At 58.3% G+C, this 20104-nt stretch carries 18 protein-coding genes; 2 read left to right on the top strand and 16 right to left on the bottom strand.

What is annotated here, in order from left to right; all coding sequences use genetic code 11:
• Positions 1 to 170 precede the first annotated feature (170 nt).
• The 11 genes from ABRP95_RS02410 to rimM all read right to left on the bottom strand — a co-directional run bounded on the left by ABRP95_RS02410 (position 171) and on the right by rimM (position 10739).
• A complete protein-coding gene (locus tag ABRP95_RS02410; protein WP_005278666.1) occupies positions 171 to 476 on the bottom strand; it encodes a DUF2469 domain-containing protein in 306 nt (101 codons plus the stop codon).
• 62 nt (positions 477 to 538) lie between these two features.
• Positions 539 to 1189: a ribonuclease HII gene (locus tag ABRP95_RS02405; protein WP_284864433.1), complete on the bottom strand. Its 651-nt coding sequence runs from the start codon at positions 1187 to 1189 to the stop codon at positions 539 to 541.
• A complete protein-coding gene (gene lepB / locus ABRP95_RS02400; RefSeq protein WP_284864395.1) occupies positions 1167 to 1904 on the bottom strand; it encodes a signal peptidase I in 738 nt (245 codons plus the stop codon). Before lepB (ABRP95_RS02400) ends, ABRP95_RS02405 begins: the two co-directional genes overlap by 23 nt.
• Positions 1882 to 2577, bottom strand: coding sequence for a signal peptidase I (lepB, locus tag ABRP95_RS02395; RefSeq protein ID WP_349838898.1), 696 nt, complete (start codon positions 2575 to 2577; stop codon positions 1882 to 1884). The genes lepB (ABRP95_RS02400) and lepB (ABRP95_RS02395) overlap by 23 nt, the downstream gene beginning before the upstream one ends.
• Before the next feature lie 245 nt (positions 2578 to 2822).
• Positions 2823 to 3167 carry a 50S ribosomal protein L19 gene (gene rplS / locus ABRP95_RS02390; RefSeq protein ID WP_284864396.1) on the bottom strand — a complete coding sequence of 115 codons (345 nt, stop codon included), beginning with the start codon at positions 3165 to 3167 and terminating at the stop codon, positions 2823 to 2825.
• A 172-nt stretch (positions 3168 to 3339) separates the two neighbouring features.
• Positions 3340 to 5547 (bottom strand): YhgE/Pip family protein, encoded by a 2208-nt coding sequence (locus tag ABRP95_RS02385; RefSeq protein ID WP_349838896.1) that lies wholly within the window; start codon positions 5545 to 5547, stop codon positions 3340 to 3342.
• Positions 5548 to 5802: 255 nt separating this feature from the next.
• Positions 5803 to 8127: a Tex family protein gene (locus tag ABRP95_RS02380; RefSeq protein ID WP_349838895.1), complete on the bottom strand. Its 2325-nt coding sequence runs from the start codon at positions 8125 to 8127 to the stop codon at positions 5803 to 5805.
• 159 nt (positions 8128 to 8286) lie between these two features.
• Positions 8287 to 8877 carry a hypothetical protein gene (locus tag ABRP95_RS02375; RefSeq protein WP_284782175.1) on the bottom strand — a complete coding sequence of 197 codons (591 nt, stop codon included), beginning with the start codon at positions 8875 to 8877 and terminating at the stop codon, positions 8287 to 8289.
• Between the two features lie 97 nt (positions 8878 to 8974).
• Positions 8975 to 9349, bottom strand: coding sequence for a hypothetical protein (locus tag ABRP95_RS02370; RefSeq protein WP_284796006.1), 375 nt, complete (start codon positions 9347 to 9349; stop codon positions 8975 to 8977).
• Between the two features lie 5 nt (positions 9350 to 9354).
• On the bottom strand, positions 9355 to 10245 hold the full coding sequence (trmD, locus tag ABRP95_RS02365) for a tRNA (guanosine(37)-N1)-methyltransferase TrmD (protein ID WP_284851982.1): 891 nt from the start codon (positions 10243 to 10245) through the stop codon (positions 9355 to 9357).
• Positions 10242 to 10739, bottom strand: coding sequence for a ribosome maturation factor RimM (gene rimM / locus ABRP95_RS02360; RefSeq protein ID WP_284853292.1), 498 nt, complete (start codon positions 10737 to 10739; stop codon positions 10242 to 10244). Before rimM ends, trmD begins: the two co-directional genes overlap by 4 nt.
• A gap of 541 nt (positions 10740 to 11280) precedes the next feature.
• Between rimM and ABRP95_RS02355 the strand changes: the two genes are divergently transcribed.
• Entirely contained in the window at positions 11281 to 11979 is a 699-nt protein-coding gene (locus ABRP95_RS02355) for a TetR/AcrR family transcriptional regulator (protein ID WP_284853293.1), read from the top strand.
• A 150-nt stretch (positions 11980 to 12129) separates the two neighbouring features.
• On the opposite strand, the gene rpsP is transcribed toward ABRP95_RS02355, so the two are convergent.
• Positions 12130 to 12630, bottom strand: coding sequence for a 30S ribosomal protein S16 (gene rpsP, locus ABRP95_RS02350; protein WP_005283672.1), 501 nt, complete (start codon positions 12628 to 12630; stop codon positions 12130 to 12132).
• Between the two features lie 357 nt (positions 12631 to 12987).
• Between rpsP and ABRP95_RS02345 the strand changes: the two genes are divergently transcribed.
• The gene (locus ABRP95_RS02345) at positions 12988 to 15255 is read left to right on the top strand and encodes an acyltransferase family protein (protein WP_284805802.1); all 2268 of its coding nucleotides are present in this window, start codon (positions 12988 to 12990) and stop codon (positions 15253 to 15255) included.
• Between the two features lie 82 nt (positions 15256 to 15337).
• Here ABRP95_RS02345 and ffh read toward each other — a convergent pair whose 3' ends face one another.
• The 4 genes from ffh to ABRP95_RS02325 all read right to left on the bottom strand — a co-directional run bounded on the left by ffh (position 15338) and on the right by ABRP95_RS02325 (position 20103).
• Complete coding sequence (gene ffh, locus ABRP95_RS02340; protein ID WP_284851454.1) at positions 15338 to 16978, bottom strand: signal recognition particle protein; 1641 nt, start codon at positions 16976 to 16978, stop codon at positions 15338 to 15340.
• 51 nt (positions 16979 to 17029) lie between these two features.
• Positions 17030 to 19162, bottom strand: coding sequence for a [protein-PII] uridylyltransferase (locus ABRP95_RS02335; RefSeq protein ID WP_349838894.1), 2133 nt, complete (start codon positions 19160 to 19162; stop codon positions 17030 to 17032).
• 6 nt (positions 19163 to 19168) lie between these two features.
• Positions 19169 to 19507 (bottom strand): P-II family nitrogen regulator, encoded by a 339-nt coding sequence (locus ABRP95_RS02330; protein ID WP_023022932.1) that lies wholly within the window; start codon positions 19505 to 19507, stop codon positions 19169 to 19171.
• 227 nt (positions 19508 to 19734) lie between these two features.
• Positions 19735 to 20103: a Na+/H+ antiporter subunit G gene (locus ABRP95_RS02325; RefSeq protein ID WP_005283678.1), complete on the bottom strand. Its 369-nt coding sequence runs from the start codon at positions 20101 to 20103 to the stop codon at positions 19735 to 19737.
• Between the last annotated feature and the right edge of the window lies 1 nt (position 20104).

Here is a 20104-nt window from a genome sequence, read left to right as displayed (position 1 = left end):
TTCTTTCGTGCTGTTTTGTACTGCACGCACAGAACACCGCAGGATGCGGGCAGGCTACAAGCCCGAAAACCAGAAAACCGCCGCAGCTGTGAATAACTTCGACATCACGAAGAGTTATCCACAGCTGCGGCGGAATGCAGCGGGCGCCGAGTTGACAGGCGCGCTAAGCCCTAGTCCGGCATGATGAAATCCGGCTTATCCAATTCCTCGATATTGACGTCCTTGTAGGTAATGACGCGGACGTAGCGCACAAAGCGCGCGGAACGATACATATCCCATACCCAGGCATCGGACATGCGCACCTCGTAGTACACATCGGGCCCGGCGGTATGGGGAATCAGTTCTACGGCATTGGCCAGGTAGAAACGACGCTCGGTTTCTACGACATAAGAAAACTGGCTGACGACATCGCGATATTCGCGGTAAAGGGACAGCTCTACCTCTGCCTCGTAGTTTTCGAGTTCCTCTGCACTCACTGTGGACCTCCAAAAGATGGGATAGCTCGCCCTAGCTTAGCGCGCAGAAACCACAATTTTCGCTAGGCACGCGCAGTGAATTGGGCATGGGCGCGCTGCACATTGCTGTAGCTCATGCGGTGTTCTGGGCTCGCCCCCAAAGCGGCAATCGCGGCCTCGTGCGCCTTGGTGCCATAGCCCTTATGCCCAGCCAAGCCATAGCCCGGAAAACGCTCATCCAGATCCCGCATGAGGTGATCCCGGCTTACCTTGGCCAACACGCTTGCCGCCGCGATGCATCGCGCCGCCGCATCCCCGCCAATAATGGGCAGGTGAGGTTGGGTAAGGCCGGGGATATAGAGGGCATCGGAAAGCACATAGCCCGGGCGCTTGTCCAGGCGCGCTACCGCCCTGCGCATGCCTGAGGTATTCGCGTGCTGGATGCCGCGCTTGTCGATGTCCCCTGCCGCAATATGGACCACCGCCCAGTCCACAGCCTTGTCTTTAATGATGGGAAAGAGCTTTTCTCGTTGGCGGGGCGTGAGCTTCTTGGAATCGGTTAAGGTATCCAATTCTCCCACGATGCGCTCGGGCAGGATGCAGGCGGCGATGGTGATGGGGCCGCAGCACGCACCGCGGCCGGCTTCATCCACCCCAGCGACGGGGCCGAGCCCCGTTCGGGCCAGCGCCACCTCAAAGGTGCGCTGCTGTTTAAGCCGCCGCATTCTGGATATCCGGATCGTCGATGCCACCAAAGCGCGATACGGGCAAGACCACGGCTTCTACCTTGCCGCGCACATTATCGACCGGCACGGTGCCTTGCAGGTGATCTCCGATGTGCGCGCGGGAATCAAGGGAATTGGTGCGGTTATCCCCCATGACCCACATATTGCCTTCCGGGACGGTCACGGGGCCAAAGTACTCGCCGCCACAAGCCTGCGAGCCGGAGCCAGGATCCACCGGAATCTCGGGAGGATCCAACGTGAAGCTCTGATCTATCGGTTCACCATCCACCATCACCGCGGAATCGCCCTCTTCGCACTTGACCGTCTGGCCCTCGGTGGCGATAACGCGCTTGACCAGGATATTTTCCCCATTGGGCAAAAGCCCCACGGATGCAAGGGCATTTTGGGCACCGCGCACCAGCACGTTTTCGGAGCGCTGAACTTCAAATTCGGTATTCCAGGATTCGGGTCCTTCAAAAACCACGACATCGCCTGGATCTGGGTCGTGGAAATAATAGCTCATTTTCTGCACCGCGATGCGGTCATTATCGCAGCCAGTACAGCCATGCAGCGTGGGTTCCATCGACGCGGAGGGAATGACATATATCCGGCCGACGAAAGCCTGCAGTAGGACTAAGAGCACGAAGCCGCCTATGACCGGTGCGAGGAAATCGCGGGTGCGCAGGCGCTGTTGTTGCGGCTTAGCTTTGGATGTCTGGGTCATCGACCCCACCAATGCGGTTGAACGGCCAGAATACGAACTGCACCTTTCCGCGCACATTCTCTACGGGGATCGTGCCGTGGAAATTATCACCCATGTGGTAGCGCGAATCAGCAGACGCGGTGCGGTTATCCCCCATGACCCAGATATTCTCTTCGGGCACCTTCACTGGGCCGAAATACGGGCCGCCGCATGCTTCCGATCCGGTCGACTCATCCACTGGGTAGGTCGGCGGATCCTGTACGTAGTCCTGGTTGATGGGCTTGCCATCCACCAGGACGGCGGGATCGCCCTCTTGGCACGACACCGTCTGCCCACCGGTGGCGATAACGCGCTTGACCAGGGTATTTTCATCTGGCGGTGCCAGGGAAATAAAGCTCAACGCATCCTGGATGCCATGAATGACGGAATTGGATGAGCGCGGAGACACGTAACTCCCGTTCCAGTCGTCCGTGCCCTTAAAGACCACAACGTCTCCTGGCTCTGGGCCCTTATCGCCGTAGTAGGAGACCTTTTCTGTAAAGATGCGGTCATTTGTGCATCCCTCACAGCCGTGCAGTGTCGGCTCCATGGATCCTGAGGGAATCACGTATTGGCGGCCAATGAAGTTTTGGAATAGCCCCACGACCACCAGCACGGAAATGACGACCACGAGAGTCTCCAGCCACCACGGCATTTGTTTTTTCTCCGTGGCTACCTTCTCTGTGGCCGCTTCTTTGCCCTGCGAGATGCTTTCGTTATTCACCCGTCAGATCCTAGCAACTGCATGCCCGCAATACGGATTGGCTCCCGTGACTGCGGGGCGATTCACAGGAAATCGAAATGATTTGAAGAGAACGCAATAAAAATCTCCCTCCCTTTCCCGGCACTGTGAATGTGGGAAAGGAAGGGAGAGAAACGCTGCGCGCAGCGGCGCTGGAACTAGCGACGCTCCTTGATGCGAGCCTTCTTGCCGCGCAGATCGCGCAGGTAGTACAGCTTCGCACGGCGGACGCGGCCGCGGCGGGAGACCTTGATGGAATCGAGGTTCGGGGAGTGAACCGGGAAGGTACGCTCTACGCCGATACCGAAGGACACCTTACGCACGGTGAAGGTCTCGCGAATACCGGAGCCCTGGCGGCGGATGCAGATGCCCTTGAAGAGCTGTGCACGCTCGTTGTTACCCTCAATAACCTTGACATTGACGTCGAGGGTATCGCCGGGGCGGAAGGACGGGATGTCGTCGCGCAGCTGTGCTGCATCGACCTTGTCGATAATGTTGGTCATACCAAATATTCCTTTTCAGTTTGGGACAGAGGACCCTGGCGGCTTGAAGCCTGACCGGTTCGTGCCCGTTACATAGAACGATGGACTATCTTTCCATAGGAACCGGCCAATTCCAAATTCCTCTACTTCGCAGATTTACTACCCTACCTGGGGCGAACGGGCCGGGCGCAGCTTAGGCAGGCATGGGAGAGCGGAAGCGGGAATGGTGCTCATCGAGGATCTTCGCCGTGCCCAGGTGCCGTGCTCGGAAGACGAGGTACGAGGCCCCCACCGCAATCACCGTGATGCCAAAGAGGATGATAATCCCGCTCCAGAACGTTCCATCATGAATGCCATCGGTGGCGCGGGTAAAGGCATCCTTGGCGTAGGACATCGGATGGAAGGGGTGCAGCAGGCTCAGCGCACGCGGAATCGCCACGACCGGCCATACCCCGCCAAAGACCATGACGCCCAGGGCGAAGGCGCCGGCGGCAAAGATCGAACCAATCTTGCGCCCGAAGGTAACCAGGAAGAACTGGTAGGTCGCAGCACCTACAGCGGATATCGCAGCAAGTACGAGCGCGATCATGGACCAACTTGCCGGCTGCCATCCCAGGGTAGAAGACATCAGGGCCATAAACGCTAGTACGAGGAAGTTCAGCCCGGTCAGCGCGGCAAAGGCGCCGAAGACGCTGCGGGCAGGGCTAGTTATCCGGACTCCCCTACGCGCCATGTAGTACGGCAGCGTCATCGCCAGCAGCAGCATCACGAGGAAGCCGAATACGAGTACGAAGAGCATGGAGGCGCCGCCGGTAATATTCTTCTCGGTCGGGTCCGCTGGGTTTACCACCGTTTGCACGGGGTGGACATTGGATGCGGTGAAGTTGATGGGTACCGCCATATTTTGCGCGGAATCCTCAGGACGGGAAACGGTGGGAGCTTTAGCTGCGCCCTCGGCAAGCTTCGTGGATAGTTCGCCAGAGCCTTCCTTGAGGCGATCCATGCCGCCCTTCAGCTCAGCTCCGCCTTCTGCCAGCCGGCCGGTGCCCTCCTTAAGCGCGCCCGTGCCATCGTGGAGGCGAGATGCGCCATCCTGCAGGCGGGACGCGCCGTCCTGCAGCTGCGAGGTACCGTCACTAAGCTTCCCGACTCCGCCGCGCAGTTCCTTGATACCATCAGACAGGCGGTGTGCCCCGCCGTTGAGCGTGGTAAGGCCGCCCAGATATTCCGATTGCGGATCGGACAGGTTGTAGTGCAACTGGCCGGTACCTGCGGAAAGTTTTTCCAGCTGCCCCACCATATTCCCACTCGATGCGGGATCAAGCTTGGATACGAGCGAATAAAGCTGGTCTGCTTGTTGGGTCATGCCGAGCCCGCGCAGAATGTCTACCAGCTGGGTAAGACCAGGCACCACGGCTTGGGCTTGTTTCAGCACGGGGATCAGCATGCCCGTGAACTGATTGACACCGGCATCGATTTGGCCCGCACCATCGGCGAGGCGGCCGGTACCGGCAAGGAGCTTATCGGAGCCATCGGCAAGCCGGGTGGCACCGTCATCGAGGCGCGCGGCGCCATCGCTCAGCCGGCCCGCACCATCATTCAACTGGCCGACGCCATCATTGAGCCGCGTCGTTCCGTTGAGGAGCTCGGCCGTGCCGTTATTAAGCGTTCCCGCACCGTTGTCGAGCTTGTTAATTCCGTCAATCGCGCGCCCGCCGCCCTCTTGCAGCTTGCCGACGCCTTCATCGAGTCGCCCCGCGCCGTCCGCGGCATTGTTCAGGCCGTCGCTCAACTTAGTAAGCCCTTCGATGACCTGGTCAGCGTACTTTTTGGAAATGGCGTTTTCCACGCTGGTTTGCACCTGCGGAATAAGGCTGGAGGAAATCACTGAGCCATTCGTGCCGTAGTAGTCATTGGTAGCGAAGTTTATCTCAGGCTTTTCGGGCTTTTCGCTGATAATGGTGACGGCTTGTTCGGAAAAGTTCTTCGGGATCGTCACCACCATCAAGTACTTGCCCTTGACCAGGCCCTCATCGCCGTCGTTCTTATTGACCTCAGAGAAGTTGAGGTAATCGGTATCCAGCAAGCCCTTGACCACCTGGTCGCCATAGTTGGTGTGCTTGCCCTGCTTATCCACGCCCACATCTTCATTGACCACGGCAAGGTCAATATTGCGCATGTACTTGGATGGATCCCACATAGCCCACATCATGGTTCCGGCCACGATGATGGGAGCAACGAGGAGGAATACGATAAGCACCCGCGACAAAGCGCTGCGCGGGCGCCAATCCAAGAGGCGGTGCCAGCCCAGCACTCCCCGGCCCTTGGGTTCCTCGCCGCTTATCGAAGGCATCTCTGCGGTGTCCCCGGCACCTTGACCGCTATCGGCCGCACGACTCATAGTTGTCTCCTTATGGCAGTAGTTCAGCGTCCCCCTTGCCCCGCTCTACTCAGCAGTGCCTCGCTGGAACAGGAGAAGAAGGACGCCATTTACTTAGTTTTGCCAAACTTATCATTAATGGACGCGGGAGTCCGCATCGACTGCGAAGTGGCAGTCATATTTTTCGGCGCATGCGCGGTTGGCGGTGAAATTTCCCCACCGCCGCCTCAGGCAGCGGCCCACCTTGCGGTACCGGTAGGCCGCTGCACAGAGAAGTTAGAAGCCGGCCTTCTTCAGGGCATCGGCCATGGTCCCCTTGGCTGCCGGGCGCCCGCGGGAGCCTCCACGATCGGAGTTGCGGCCACCCTTCTTCCCCGCTGCCCGCGAGGGTTTTTGACCGCCGCGCTTGCTGGATCCGCGCGGTGAATCGCCGCCGCGACGCCTCGGCGCAGGCTGGCCTGGTTCATCATCCAGCCGCAGCGACAGGCCGATGCGCTGGCGATCAACGTCAACCTCCATCACCTTGACCTTGACCACCTGGCCAGAGCGCACGACTTCATGGGGATCAGAAACAAACTGATGGCTCATGGCAGAGACATGGACGAGGCCATCTTGGTGCACGCCGACATCGACAAACGCACCAAAGGCCGCCACGTTGGTGACCGTGCCCTCTAAAACCATGCCGGGGTTAAGGTCAGAGACCTTATGTACGCCTTCTTTAAAGGTGGCGGTCTTAAACTCAGGGCGCGGATCGCGGCCCGGCTTATCTAGCTCGGCGATGATATCGCTCACGGTAGGGATACCGAAGGTCTCGTCCGCAAAATCGGCGGGATCCAGCTTGTCCAGCACCCGGGTATTGCCAATGAGCTCGCCGATGCCCAGCCCCGTCTGCTCCGCAATCCTTGTCACGATGGGATAGGCCTCGGGGTGAACCGCCGACGCATCGAGCGGGTCCGCTCCCCCATTAATGCGCAGGAAGCCGGCGGATTGTTCAAAGGCCTTCGGGCCTAAGCGCGGCACCTTCTTCAGCTCCTTACGGGTAGCAAAAGAGCCATTGTCATTGCGGTAGGCCACGATATTGGCGGCGATGGTGGGGTTAACACCCGCCACGCGCTCCAATAGCGGCGCTGAGGCCGTATTGAGGTCGACGCCGACGCCATTGACGGCGCTTTCTACCACGCCATCCAACGTCCGGGCCAGCGACGTCTGGTTCACATCGTGCTGATACTGGCCCACTCCGATGGCCTTAGGATCGATTTTCACCAGCTCTGCCAGCGGATCCTGCAGGCGCCGGGCAATAGAGACCGCCCCGCGCAGCGAGACATCCATATCGGGGAATTCCTCCGCCGCCAGCTGCGATGCGGAGTAGACCGATGCGCCGGATTCGGAGACCACGACGGGCGTTGGCTGCTGACCCCCAGCCTGTTTGAGCAGGTCAGCAATCTCGTGCGCGAGCTTTTCTGTTTCCCTGGAGGCAGTGCCATTGCCGATGGCCATAAGGTCAACCGAGTGCCGCGCGCACAGTGTGGACAGGGTCTGTACCGCCTGCGACCACTGGTTTTGCGGCTGATGGGGATAGACGATGGTGGTATCGAGCACCTTGCCCGTTTTATCCACCACGGCGCATTTGGTGCCGTTGCGGTAGCCCGGGTCAAGGCCGATGGTGGCGCGCTGGCCCGCGGGGGCGGCAAGCAGCACATCGCGCAGGTTCGTGGCAAAGACCTTGAGCGCGCCTTCTTCTGCTACTTCTTTCAAGCGCATGCGCACATCTAGGCTGGAAGAAACATACAGCTTGGTGCGCCATCCCCAGTGCACGGCGTTATCCAACCACGCGGAGCTGCGTTCCAACTCGAACCGATCCGCGATGAGGTTCTCGTAGTCGGCGTCGTCACCGGCATCGAGGTGCAGCTGCAGCACTCCCTCGTTCTCCCCGCGCAGGAGTGCCAGAATGCGGTGGGAAGGAAGCGAAGAAAAAGGTTCGTTGAAGTCGAAGTAATCCTTGAACTTCGCCCCCTCGGCTTCCTTTCCTTCCACCACCTGCGCCTGCATGGCACCCTGGTTAAACATGCGCTCGCGCACACTGCCTACCAAGTCTGCATCGAGCGCGAAGCGATCGATAAGAATGGAGCGCGCCCCCTCTAGCGCCTTCTTGGTATCCGCGAAACCTTCCGTAAGAAAACCCTGTGCCAGTTCCTCCGGCTGGGCCTGCGGCTGCGCAATCAATATGTCGGTCAGCTCTTCCAAGCCGGCTTCGCGCGCGATATCCGCCTTTGTCTTGCGCCGCTTTTTATACGGCAGATACAAATCCTCAAGCCGGGCTTTGGTATCGCAGGCAAGGATCTGGCTGCGCAGGTCATCGCTAAGCTTGCCCTGCTCATCGATGGCGGCAAGGATTGTCTCTTTGCGCTCTTCTAGCTCGCGCAGGTAGGTGGCCCTCTCTTCGATGGTGCGCAGTTGGGCATCATCCAAACCACCCGTGACCTCCTTGCGATAGCGCGCAATGAAAGGCACGGTATTTCCCTCCGCAAGGAGCTTCAGCGCCGTCGAAACCTGGGTTTCTTGAGCGCCGATCTCCGCCGCGATGGTGGCCGCAATATTCACGTAGATTCCTCACACTTCTATTTCAAAGCTTGGTACGGGACCCACCCAATCTACCGCATGCCTTGTCCACCGCCCCGGCCTGCCACCGCCGGACACACAAAAATCCTCTCTCTCCCGCACGCTACAAGCAGGAAGAAGAGGAGCAAAAGACGCGCTATTTTAGTGGATGACTACCTGGGCCCTATCGCCGCCAGAGCAGCTCACCCGCGAGGAGTTCCCGGAGCAGTACATCGTATAGGTACCACCGGTAGTCGGTGAATAGACGCTCAAGGTGACATCCGTTCCGCCACCGGACACCCAGTTATTCATAAAGGTGTTGTAGACATTTTTTGCAAATGCCTCTGACGTTTTACTGGTGGCAGCGTAATAGCTCGTGTAGTCGCCCCACGAGTGCCCATTGCCGCTACTTACAGGTGCCTGTGCTGGGGCGGGCGCAGGTGCCTGCTCAGTCTTGGTCACGGTAGCTTCACTACCCGACGACTTCTCGTCGTCCTTGTCATCAACGCTTGTGGAGTCCGCCTTTTGCTGAAATTGGGTTTCCTGCGCGGTGGCGTTGGAATTATCGCCATTTCCCTGCACGAAAAAGACTGCCGCAGCGGCAATGGCAAGAAGTGCCACAACTCCCAAAATGATCGCCGCAATCATGGCCCCATTCCCGCGGCTTTGTTGCGGCTGAGAATACGCGGGGTACTGGTTGTACTGCGGCTGTTGGTTGTATCCGCCAAAATCATTTCCATTGGGAGAAGTCATGCGAGAGAGTCCTTGGAGAGCAAGTAAAAATGCGAGTGTGTGCTGCACTTACAGTAGCACTACCCAGCACCGATACAAGTTTCTCTAGCGACTTTTCCTAATTTTCTTCGCTGGATTCAACGCTCCATACCGGCTCGGCCGACCACGCGAATTCGGTATGCCCGATTTCTGTACTTCCCAACCACGCCGCGGTGGCCGGCAAGCACTCAGCAACCATCGGCGCGAGGGAGGGCAGGGCTGCTGTGGTATCGCCATTGACGATGACCCGCCACAGCGGCGTGCCCTCCGCCGCGGTTCCATTGCTGAATTCATATTCCAGGGCCAATGGGCTAGCTTTCGGCGGCGACGGGGAAACTACGGTGGCAAAAATATTTACCGGCACAAAACCTGCGTCGCGCAGTTTCTCCGGCATACCAGCCAGGCTTTCTTCCCATTCTTCCTGGCTCATCAGCACAGAAAGATCCACGCTCACCCGCACTACTGTGCCTTGCCTTTCGGTTCACGCTCGCTCAATTGCGCTACAAATGCCTTATCCGCCTTACTCAATTCCACCTGATCCAATAACTCCGGGCGGCGCTGCCACGTGCGCTCCAACGCTTGTTCCCTGCGCCACCGATCTACCAGCCCATGATTTCCAGAGGTCAAAACCTCCGGCACTGCAAGCCCGCGCCACTCCCGCGGTTTGGTATAGCTCGGGCCTTCCAATAGGCCATCTGAAAAGGAATCTTCTTCATGCGAGCGCTTATTGCCCAATACCCCGGGGATAAGGCGGACTACGGCTTCTGCGATCACCAATACGGCGACCTCCCCGCCAATGAGCACATAATCCCCGATGGATACTTCCCGAACGCGGTAGCGCTTCTTTGCATCTTCAACCACGCGCTGGTCGATGCCCTCGTAACGCCCACAGGCAAAAACAATATGTTCCTCGGTGGACCATGCCCGCGCATCCGCTTGGGTAAACGGCACCCCAGCCGGGGTGGGAACGAGAAGCAGCGGGAGATCGCCATCTTCGTTCTCGCTATCTGGCTCGCCTTGTGACGCTTCAGCGTCATACGCCTGGGCTTCGACACCTTCTAATTCATCGTGGCGTGGGCGGTTGAGGTGCGGCAGGGAGGAGTCGAGGGTGGGGGCGGTGGTCCCGAGTGCGACATCGTCAAGCGCAGGGCCCCATACCTCAGGTTTCATGACCATTCCTGGGCCGCCACCAAAGGGGGAGTCATCGACCGATTTATGCGCATCTGTAGCCCACTGCCGCAGATCGTGCACGCCCACCTCAAGACGGCCCTGCTCGATTGCCTTGCCTAAAAGGGCATGGCGCAGCGGCTGCAGGTATTCCGGAAAGATGGTCACGACATCGAGCCTCATAGATCCAACAGCCCTTCTGGGGGTTGGATGGTGCACGTGCCGGCTTCCACATCGACCTCGGGGACGATGGCATGGACAAAGGGCACCAAGGCGGAGTTGCCCGAAGCCAGCTCAACCTCTAAGAGATCTTGGCTAGGCCCGTGCACGACGGAGGTCACAGAGCCGATGTCTTCCCCCTCGTGGATAACGCGCAGGCCTTCGAGCTCGTGGTCATAAAAGCCCTCGTCGTCATTCTCTAATGGGGCAGCGAAAAATTGGGTGCCTCGCAGGCTTTCCGCCTGTGTGCGATCGGCAATTTCCTTGCACGTCACCAAAAGCCTGCCTTTATGGCTGCGCACCGCAGAGATAGTCAACTCGTGTCCCTTGCGGCCCTGCCTTCCCCGCAGTGTTTCTCCCACCGCAAAGCGCACCTCAGGCTCATCGGTGGTGGGCTCTACCACCACTTCTCCCTTGATCCCATGCGACTTAATGACGCGCCCAATCATCAATTCCATGGCGCAGAGTTTACCGCATACACCCAGTTGCTCTTATTTCCTGCCGCGCTCCCCACAATCTCACTCTTAGGCATTACGCTTGAAGCATGAACGACTCTCCCCACCCGTCCTCCGATCCTCGCAGCGCGCATCAGGAGGCACCGAACTCCCCCTTGATCGACCTTGATCTGGTGGCTTTGGCACCTCCCACTGATCCTGAACGTGAGCGCCCTGGGGTCAAGCGAGTCTTAAACGGTGAGCGCGCAAACCTGATCCTTTTCAGTTTTGCCCCTGGTCAATCCCTGCCAGATCACAAAGCCGCCCACCCGATCACCGTGCAGGCGATACGCGGCGAAGTGAATTTCACTTGTGGGGAGAACACGGTCGCACTAGCCCCAGGTAACATTGTGCACTTACCCGCCTATATAGTGCATAGCGTTGCCGCACCCCTACCGGATGTGAACTCGGACTCACCGACAGAACAGTCAGACGGGCAACCGGCACTAATGCTTTTAACGATGCTTACAGGCTAATTGGAATACACACACCGTTAGGACAGATTTTGGATACATCGCAGTCTCATAACAAGCCTTACCACCACGGAAACCTCCACGACGAGCTGCTACGGATCGCCGTGCAATTAGGAAAGGAAAAAGGCCCCGAGGCTATTACCATCCGCGCCGTCACCCGCGCGGCAGGAGTATCCCCCACCTCGGCCTACCGGCACTTTAAGGATCAGGAAGAACTGCACGATAAGGTAGCCGAACTAGCCACCGACGAGCTCGTGCGCCGCCTTCACCACACCACCGATAAAGCTGGCAACCTCGCCTTCCCCGATCACCTCGTGCAGGTTGGGTATGCCTACCTCGAATTTGCCTTGGATGAAACGAACTTCTTCCGTTGCATGTTGGAGTGGAAGGCGCTTCGTTTTATGCTCGGCGTAGACTCCTCAACTCCCGATGATCCAAAAAGCGAGCACCTGAATCTGATTCAGCGCTACTTCGATCTCTTGGCCCGTCACGCCCAAGCCCAAGGCCAAACGCCCAATAAAGAGTATTTCCTACACAATAGCTTGCTGTCTTGGTCCGCCGTCCACGGGTTTACCGTACTTGCCATTGACGGGCCCCTGTCTAAACTGCCGCGGGAGGAAATCTATCAGCTATTCAAACCCGTCGTCGCAGGCAGCTTGCGCGGGATGGATTTTAAAGATCCAGGCGATGTATACGCCAATTACCCCGAATTGCGGCCACGCTCTGAATAGCGCTAGCCACTAGCCTCAGTGGCGGCCGCGCGCTGGCCGAGCGCGCAAAATCCCCCACTCGTTATCGCGCATAAATGCAACGATGACAGGTGGGGGATGAAGCTTATGCACAGCGCCCTAATCAGTAAAGGGCGCTAGAGACCGAGCAGATTACTCTGCGGACTCCTCAGAAGCTTCTGCTTCAGCGTCTGCCTCGCCGGCAGCAGCAGCGGCAGCCTCAGCTGCAGCAGCCTCTTCAGCTTCCTTCTTCTTCTTTGCTTCTTCCTTGGCCTTCTTCTTTTCAGTGATGGCCTCGATGGTTGGGCCGTTATTAGCCTCAGCCAGCGCCTCGTTGAAGAGGTCCAGCTTGGACTTCTTCTCTTCGGCAACCTTCAAGGTGCCTTCTGCGCCCGGCAGGCCCTTGTGCTTCTGCCAGTCACCGGTGACCTTCAGTAGTGCCAAGACAGGCTCGGTAGGCTGTGCACCAACGGACAGCCAGTGCTGTGCGCGCTCGGAGTCGATCTTGATGAGGGAAGGCTCTTCCTTCGGGTGGTAGATGCCAATGTTCTCGATGACCTTGCCGCTGCGGCGGGTACGAGCATCAGCGATAACTACGCGGTATTCAGCGGCGCGGATCTTACCTACGCGCTGCAGTTTAATTTTGACAGCCATGATGGCTCCTTTTCTAGTCACTGGGCAGTTCAGACACGCGCTTTTTAGCACGCCGGTTCAACCCTTGGATTTTATCTGCGCGTGACGTACCGGCCGACCGTAGACGGGAACGGTGTTACGCAGAATGAAACGTCTCATTATCGTCAGCAGTTCACACCACTGCGATAACCCGAACCATTTTAGCGTGTGCAGGCAGTATTTTAAAATCTCCGCGTCTCCCGCATTCTACCTTGCCTCGTTATGCCTCCGAGACCATTAAAGAGTAACCTGATTAGCCGAACGTAAACCTTTGACCCAGAAGGCTTAGAAGTACGCCACGCTTGTTTCCCCATGAGCAAGCGCACGAAATGACGTTTTATGACAAATGATTCTCCACGCAACTTTCGATACCGCTATGACCTCGATGGTCTGCGCGGTATCGCAATTGGCCTCGTAGTTATCTACCACGTCTTTGTCGGTCGTGTCTCCGGCGGCGTGGATGTCTTTTTACTGCTTTCCGGTTACTTCTTTTTAGGCTCACAGCTGCGCTATGCCGGCAAGCCCAACGCGTCATTGAACCCATGGTGGCCAATCTGGCGCACGTTGCGCCGCTTGGTACCAAGCCTTGTTTTGGTCATCGGTGTGACGTATATCTTCGTGCGCCTTTTCACGCCGCAGCTCATGCGCACTGAATTTACCCAGCAAATTTCGGCAACCATGCTGTACTACCAGAACTGGGAGCTGGCGCGCCAACACGCTGACTACACTGCGGCCGCCGCCGATACTTCCCCGCTGCAGCATATGTGGTCGATGTCCGTGCAGGGCCAGTTCTACCTGATGGGCATTGCCTTTGCCCTCATCCTGGCTGCGATAATGAAATGGCGCCCGCAGCAATCTTCACTGCGCACAAGCCGCTTCCCCACGGTCAACCAAATCGCCGGCCCCATCCTCATCGTGGTGACCATCATTTCCTTTGCCTATGCCTCGCGCCATGGGCTACACGGAACTCCAGAAAACTACTACTCCACGTGGTCACGCGCCTGGGAGTTGACCCTTGGTGCGGTTCTAGCCATCTACGGTTCTGCATGGAAGATTCCTGCGCGTTTTTATGATCTGTTTACTGGCCTTGGCCTTTTCATGCTGGTCTTTACCGGCGCCATCATCGCAGAGACCACCGCCTACCCAGGACCGCTCTCGCTTTTGCCTTTGGGCGGTGCCGTGCTCATCATCTTGGGCGGTGGCGGCAAGATCTCCAAGGCCATGGCCTCTAAAAAGGCGCGCTGGCTAGGCGATGTCGCCTATCCACTGTATCTATGGCACTGGCCGCTGCTTATTTTGTCCACCTCGTACTTGGGCCAGCAGACCCCGTCGTGGTGGCTGGGCATCATTATTATTGCCATCTCCCTGCTGCTTGCAGATATCACGCATCGCTTCATCGAGCGTCCCCTGCGCCAGCACCGCAAGCGACCCTTGGCAGAGGATCTTCCAGCCCACAAGGCAGTCTCCAGTCTGTCCACCCGTGCCGGTGCCGGTCGGGCCATCGGCGGCGTCGTGGTCGCCAGCTGCGTCACGGCGCTGCTTCTCATTCAGCCGCTGTGGCTGCGCACCCTTAATATCGCCGACGCGGAAATGCTCAACCCCCAGCAATATCCCGGCGCTACCACGTTCATCAATGACATCACCCCGCCGGATGGCGTAGAGATCAAACCTGATCCCATCGTGGCTAGAGGAATCCAGCCGCCGGTTGCTGCAAACTGGTGCTTCGTGCCCGATAGCCAGCCCGCTGATTTCTTCTTTGAAACGCGCAGGGACGGCAAGACCCCCTGCATTTTCGGCGACACTACTGCCGAAAAGGAAGTCTATTTGGTGGGAGGATCCCACGCGGAGCAATACTCGTCTGCCCTCGACCGCCTCGGCCGAGAGATGGGTTTCAAGCTGGTTCCCCTCTTGCGCCAAGGTTGCCCCATCGAGCTTGGCGATGACGTCACGGTCAGCCCCGAATGCGCCGAGTGGGGTGAACTGGTCATGGACCGCATTGCCGAAGCCCAGCCAGAGTTGGTTATCTCCAATACCACCCGCCCGCAAAACGAATTCGGGCATGGCCCAGACGCTGTCCCCGCCGGCTACCAAGCCTTTTGGGAAGAACTATCCAAGCGCGATATCCCCTTCCTGGGTTTCCGCGATAACCCGTGGGGATTCGATGAGGACGGGGAGCCGCGCGAATTCGATGAGTGCTACGTTGCCACTGAGGACTCTGTGGGCTGCGGCATGCGGTTTGAGCAGGTTTACCAACCTTACGATCCAGGTGCCGTTGTTCTATCGCAGTACGAAAACATGCTGTCCCTCGATACCGCGCCGTGGTTCTGCGATGCTAATGGCGATTGCCCGGTCATCATCGGCAACACCATGGTCTACCGCGATATGCACCACATCACCAACGCCTTTGCTGATTCCGCGATGCCGATGATCCGAGAAGCCCTCACGCCCTTCTTGAACGGTGAAAAGGTCCAACAAGAGGCGCCAGAAATCTCCCCGGAAGAGGCAGAGGCAGCACTAGAGGAATCGCCAGCTGCCCCCACCACCGGTGGCACGCGGCGCGCCAACCCGGTGCCGTATCCCAATACCCTGGAAAACGACCCGGTGTAGACGCTCCCCCGCGACGGCACACACAAAGGTGGCCCATCACCTGAGAGGTCATGGGCCACCTTCTATTTATGTCTCTGCGCGGCTACTTTTTGCCCTTGCCAAAGTTGAGGTTATCGAGGTCGATATTCTCCATGCCCTTGGGCATCTTGGGCATGCCGGGGATCTTTCCACCGCCAAGGCCACCGGCACCGCCGGCACCGCCCATTTGCTGCTGCAGCTGCTGTAGCTCTTCCATCGACGGCATACCGCCGCCCATTCCTGGCATACCACCCGGCATCTTGGGGCCGCGGTTGCCACCGCCGCCCTTGCCCTTCTTGCGCTTGCCGTTTTTGCCCTTGCGGCCCTTTGGCTTTTTCTTGGTGGCAGAACGTCCGCCACCGCCCATGCCAAATTGGCCGGCCATCTTGGACATCATCTTCTTGGCTTGGTTGAATCGCTCAATGAGCTGGTTGACCTCAGAAACGCTTACACCGGAACCATTGGCGATGCGCTTGCGGCGCGACGCGTTCAAGATCTTCGGGTTCTCGCGCTCTTCTGGGGTCATACCGCGGATGATGGCCTGGATGCGATCCAGCTGCTTTTCATCCACCATGGCGGCCATTTCATTCATCTGCTTGCCGCCAGGCATCATCTTCAGCAGGTTGCCAATTGGACCCATCTTGCGGATCATCAGCATCTGGTCCAAGAAGTCATTCAGCGTGAGCTCGCCGGAGCCAAGCTTAGAGGCTGCTTCTTCGGCCTTCTGGTGATCCAGGGTGGCTTCCGCCTGCTCAATCAGGGAGAGCAGGTCACCCATTCCCAGGATGCGGCTAGACATGCGCTCTGGGTGGAAGACATCAAAATCATCGAGCTTCTCACCGGTGGACGCATACAAAATCGGCTTACCGGTCACCTCACGAATGGACAGCGCTGCACCACCGCGGGCGTCACCATCCAGCTTCGTGAGAACCACGCCGGTAAAGTCCACGCCATCGCGGAAGGCCTCCGCCGTTTGCACGGCGTCCTGACCAATCATGGAGTCGATGACGAACAGGACTTCATTCGGATTGACGGCATCACGGATATTGCGCGCCTGTGTCATCAGGGTTTCATCGATGCCCAGGCGGCCGGCGGTATCGATGATGACCACATCGTGCTGCTTCTGTTTTGCTTCAGCAATACCGCGCTTGGCGACGTCCACCGGGTCCCCGTGCGAGGTACCCATCTCGTGGTCATTGGAATCCAGGGAGGTACCTGGGTCTGGAGCGAAGGTCGGGACTTCCGCGCGCTCGCCGACGATCTGCAGCTGCTGCACGGCTCCTGGGCGCTGCAAGTCACAGGCCACGAGCATCGGGGTGTGTCCCTGCTTCGTGAGGTGCTTGGCCAATTTACCGGCCAAGGTGGTTTTACCAGCACCCTGCAGACCGGCCAGCATGATGACGGTCGGTGGATTCTTGGCCAAGTTCAACCGGCGGGTTTCTCCGCCTAGGATCTCAATGAGCTCTTCATTGACGATCTTGACCACCTGTTGGGCGGGGTTGAGCGCCTCAGATACTTCCGCGCCGCGGGCGCGTTCCTTGATGCGCTTGATAAACCCGCGCACCACCGTTAGAGAAACGTCAGCTTCCAGCAAGGCCAAACGAATCTCACGAGTCGTGGCGTTGATATCCGCCTCAGTTAATTTGCCCTTGCCGCGCAGGCCCGCCAGGGCTGACTGTAGGCGGTCTGATAGTGAGTCAAACACTACGGATGCGCTCCCTTAAATTAGATCGATCTAAAGTTCAATTATTCAATCTTAGTCCCTAGCCAGGGCCCTGGTCACATTCCCCACCACCTGGGCGCGCGAAACCGAAGCTCCAAAGAACACATGCACAATCATCGTGGCGCCCAGGATCTCATGGCGCAGCCACATAAACTCCGGCAAAGACTCCACCAAATAGCCCAATGCACCTATTCTCTCGACGGTACGAATCTCCAAAATACCGCCCACGTTAAAGGCCGCCGTCGTGGGCTCACCTGCGATATCGGGAAGCTCTTTGTACGTACGCGAATTATAGGACTGGATAAACCTATCCGGTTCCGCGGCCTCTGTGAGCGTCTTTTGCACAGTGCGGATGACAAACTCCGCCTGATAGCTACCAGCATCACCCTGTACGAAATTGGCCCGCACAATCGTCCACCCCAAGGCTGAAATCAGCGCAAAAATGCGCTTAAACTCTGCCTTATTGGCACCGGACCAGGTCACGGTGACCACTTCCTCCTGCCAATCAACCGCAAGCCCTACCCCATACTCGTCCTGCGGAACACGGACTAAGGGGCGGGTGACTATGCGCGGCTTATTCGCTTCCAAAGCGCGGGCGACGATAAGGGCCTGCGCCTGTGCGGTGCGAGCAGACCACACGCCAGGGCCTGTTGATAAGGCATCCGCCTTGGATAAGGTCTCGAGCAGCGAAATGGTCAATTGATCATAATGGCACGCATTCAATAGGGCATCGCGCGCGGCATCCGAACTCGGATCCATCGTCGCTGCCAATCGCGCCAGGCTCGTATGCTCTGCCACCACGGTTTGCACGCGGGAAATATCTGCAAGATTAAAGCGCATGCGCGCGGCCTGCCGCGCCACCATCTCTGCTCCTACTTGCTCGTGCGGGCGGTCATGTCCCTTGCCTAAATCGTGGTACAACGCGGCCAGGAGGAGCAGATCCGGGCGCGCCACCGAGGTCCGCACCTCGGCGCAGCGCGTGACGGTGGCGACGAGGTGGTAGTCAACAGAATGCATGTGGCTGCGTTCTCTGGGCAGTAATCCGCGCACATGACCCCATTCTGGGACCAAGCGCTCCCACAGCCCATAGCGATCCAGCTCCGCAATCACCCGCGGGGTATGAGACGGCGAAGACAAAATGGCGAAAAAGTCATCCACGGCCGCCCGCGGCCACCGCTCCGGTGGAGCCGGCAGCTCCTGCAGTACCCGCCATGTCGTTGCGGAGACGGAATAGCCTGTCCGCGCTGCGGCCGCCGCGACTCGGGTCAACAGCCATGGGTCTGCACGATTGGGTGTGCGGGCCAAGGAGATAACGGCACCATCAGCCACGACGTCCACGTCAAGGGGCCTGCGCACACGGTCGCGCCCCTGCGCCGGACCAGCACCCCGGCTACCCAAAACGCCGCGGGCTGTGGCCAAGCTACGCTCTACCGCTTCATCGACAGCAGAAGCTGCAGTAACCAGTGCCGCCGTTAGCTCATAGCGGCTGCTAAAACCTAATTCATCAGCGACATCTGCGGCAAAGTCCGGATCCAAAATATCGCGGTGCCGATGAGCCTTGACGTGCAGCAGGGTCCGTGCATCGAGTAACAACCGCCGCTCTTCTTCCAGCACAGGCAGATCGCACAGGTTTCCTAGGGCCAAAGCACGCAAGAGCTGAATATCGCGCAATCCCCCGCGCCCGTTTTTCAGATCTGGGTTAGTCATGGTGGCAACGGCGCCAGAACGGTTCCACCGTGCGATGGCGGTATCGACGAAGCGGTCAAACCCCCGCTGCAACTGTCGACGCCACGCGTGTAGGAGGCGTTGACGAGCGTCATCGACAAGCGGCTTCTCGCCAGCAATATACGTCAGATCCAATTGTGCGAAGCCAGCTGAGGCATCCTGCAAGGCGATCTCGGCGCACTCCTGCGGGGTACGCAGGGCAAAATCCAACCGATACTTGGCATCCCACACCGGGTACCACAATTTTTCTACCTGGCTGGGGTCTGGCTCGTGGTCCTCCGGGAAAATCAGGATGACATCAATATCGGAATAGGGAGTCATCTCCTGCCGGGCCACAGAGCCAGTTGCAGCTAGCGCCGTGTGCGGCGGCAGATCTAAATCCTGGAGCAGGCGCACCGCCGCGTCATAAGCCTCGCTGCGAAGAGCGGATGCTGCCACCATTTTTGCTTAAAGGGCGGTCTCGCCGCGCTCCCCGGTGCGGATACGGATGACGTCTTCTACCGGGGTAATCCAAATCTTGCCATCGCCAATCTTGCCGGTATAAGCGGCATCCACGATGGCGTCAATGAGCTCTTCCACCTGGTCATCAGCGGTCAAAACTTCTAGTTTCACCTTGGGTACAAAGTCCGTCGCGTATTCGGCGCCGCGGTAGACCTCGCTGTGCCCACTCTGTTGCCCAAAGCCCTGGCTTTCGGTCACTGTAAGGCCGTGTACATCCTGCTGTTTTAATGCCTCCCGGATATCCGGCAGAGTAAACGGCTTAACGATGGCGGTAATTAGTTTCATTTAATCCTCCTGAAGAAAAGTATAAGTCGGCGGCCAGGCGCGGCGCGGATATGCTGCGTTCTAGTCTAACCCCGCCTAACTTCCGAATGTGCTCGAATTACGGTGACGATCTGCAATTACAACTGCATCCACTGCGTTAAACACCCCGGCAGCACAGGAGAAACGCGGGCCGTACATCCTCCATGGAGAAAGTACGAACCCGCGCTGCACACTAGGGAAAGATAACCCTAGATTTCGTCTTCATCAGCGTAGACGGTCTGAATTTTCTCATTATTGTGTTTGGCGTGTTTAACGTCAGTAACCGCAACACCGTAGATGGAACGCCCCAGGTAGAACGAACCCACCGAGCCGATAATCCAGACACCAAAGCACGCGATGAGGCCCTTGATAAGGAGGCCTAGTGAAAAGCCATCCTGCCCAAAATCCACCACTAGCTTGGCGAGGATAATAAGCGGCACCGCCAAACCCACGGTCGGACCCATCAGGTTGGCACGGGTCAAGGCATCCGGTGCGCGCCACAAGGAGACCACGGTTGCCACCACGAGGATCGTGGCCACAATGAGCAGAACCGAAGCAATAATCTCGTATACAGCCATG

The organism is Corynebacterium sp. KPL2895 (genome assembly GCF_040225815.1).
GTDB lineage: Bacteria > Actinomycetota > Actinomycetes > Mycobacteriales > Mycobacteriaceae > Corynebacterium > Corynebacterium rhinophilum.
This window is presented reverse-complemented; position numbering and strand designations above follow the sequence as displayed.

What these genes read in the sequence shown, in the direction of transcription:
- ABRP95_RS02345 (WP_284805802.1), top strand. Translation starts at nt 12,988, where the DNA reads ATGACAAATGATTCTCCACGCAACTTTCGATACCGCTATGACCTCGAT.
- lepB (WP_349838898.1), bottom strand. Translation starts at nt 2,577, where the DNA reads ATGCCGTGGTGGCTGGAGACTCTCGTGGTCGTCATTTCCGTGCTGGTG.
- ABRP95_RS02375 (WP_284782175.1), bottom strand. Translation starts at nt 8,877, where the DNA reads ATGACTTCTCCCAATGGAAATGATTTTGGCGGATACAACCAACAGCCG.
- rplS (WP_284864396.1), bottom strand. Translation starts at nt 3,167, where the DNA reads ATGACCAACATTATCGACAAGGTCGATGCAGCACAGCTGCGCGACGAC.
- lepB (WP_284864395.1), bottom strand. Translation starts at nt 1,904, where the DNA reads ATGACCCAGACATCCAAAGCTAAGCCGCAACAACAGCGCCTGCGCACC.
- ABRP95_RS02330 (WP_023022932.1), bottom strand. Translation starts at nt 19,507, where the DNA reads ATGAAACTAATTACCGCCATCGTTAAGCCGTTTACTCTGCCGGATATC.
- ABRP95_RS02335 (WP_349838894.1), bottom strand. Translation starts at nt 19,162, where the DNA reads ATGGTGGCAGCATCCGCTCTTCGCAGCGAGGCTTATGACGCGGCGGTG.
- trmD (WP_284851982.1), bottom strand. Translation starts at nt 10,245, where the DNA reads ATGAGGCTCGATGTCGTGACCATCTTTCCGGAATACCTGCAGCCGCTG.
- rimM (WP_284853292.1), bottom strand. Translation starts at nt 10,739, where the DNA reads ATGGAATTGATGATTGGGCGCGTCATTAAGTCGCATGGGATCAAGGGA.
- rpsP (WP_005283672.1), bottom strand. Translation starts at nt 12,630, where the DNA reads ATGGCTGTCAAAATTAAACTGCAGCGCGTAGGTAAGATCCGCGCCGCT.
- ABRP95_RS02385 (WP_349838896.1), bottom strand. Translation starts at nt 5,547, where the DNA reads ATGAGTCGTGCGGCCGATAGCGGTCAAGGTGCCGGGGACACCGCAGAG.
- ABRP95_RS02325 (WP_005283678.1), bottom strand. Translation starts at nt 20,103, where the DNA reads ATGGCTGTATACGAGATTATTGCTTCGGTTCTGCTCATTGTGGCCACG.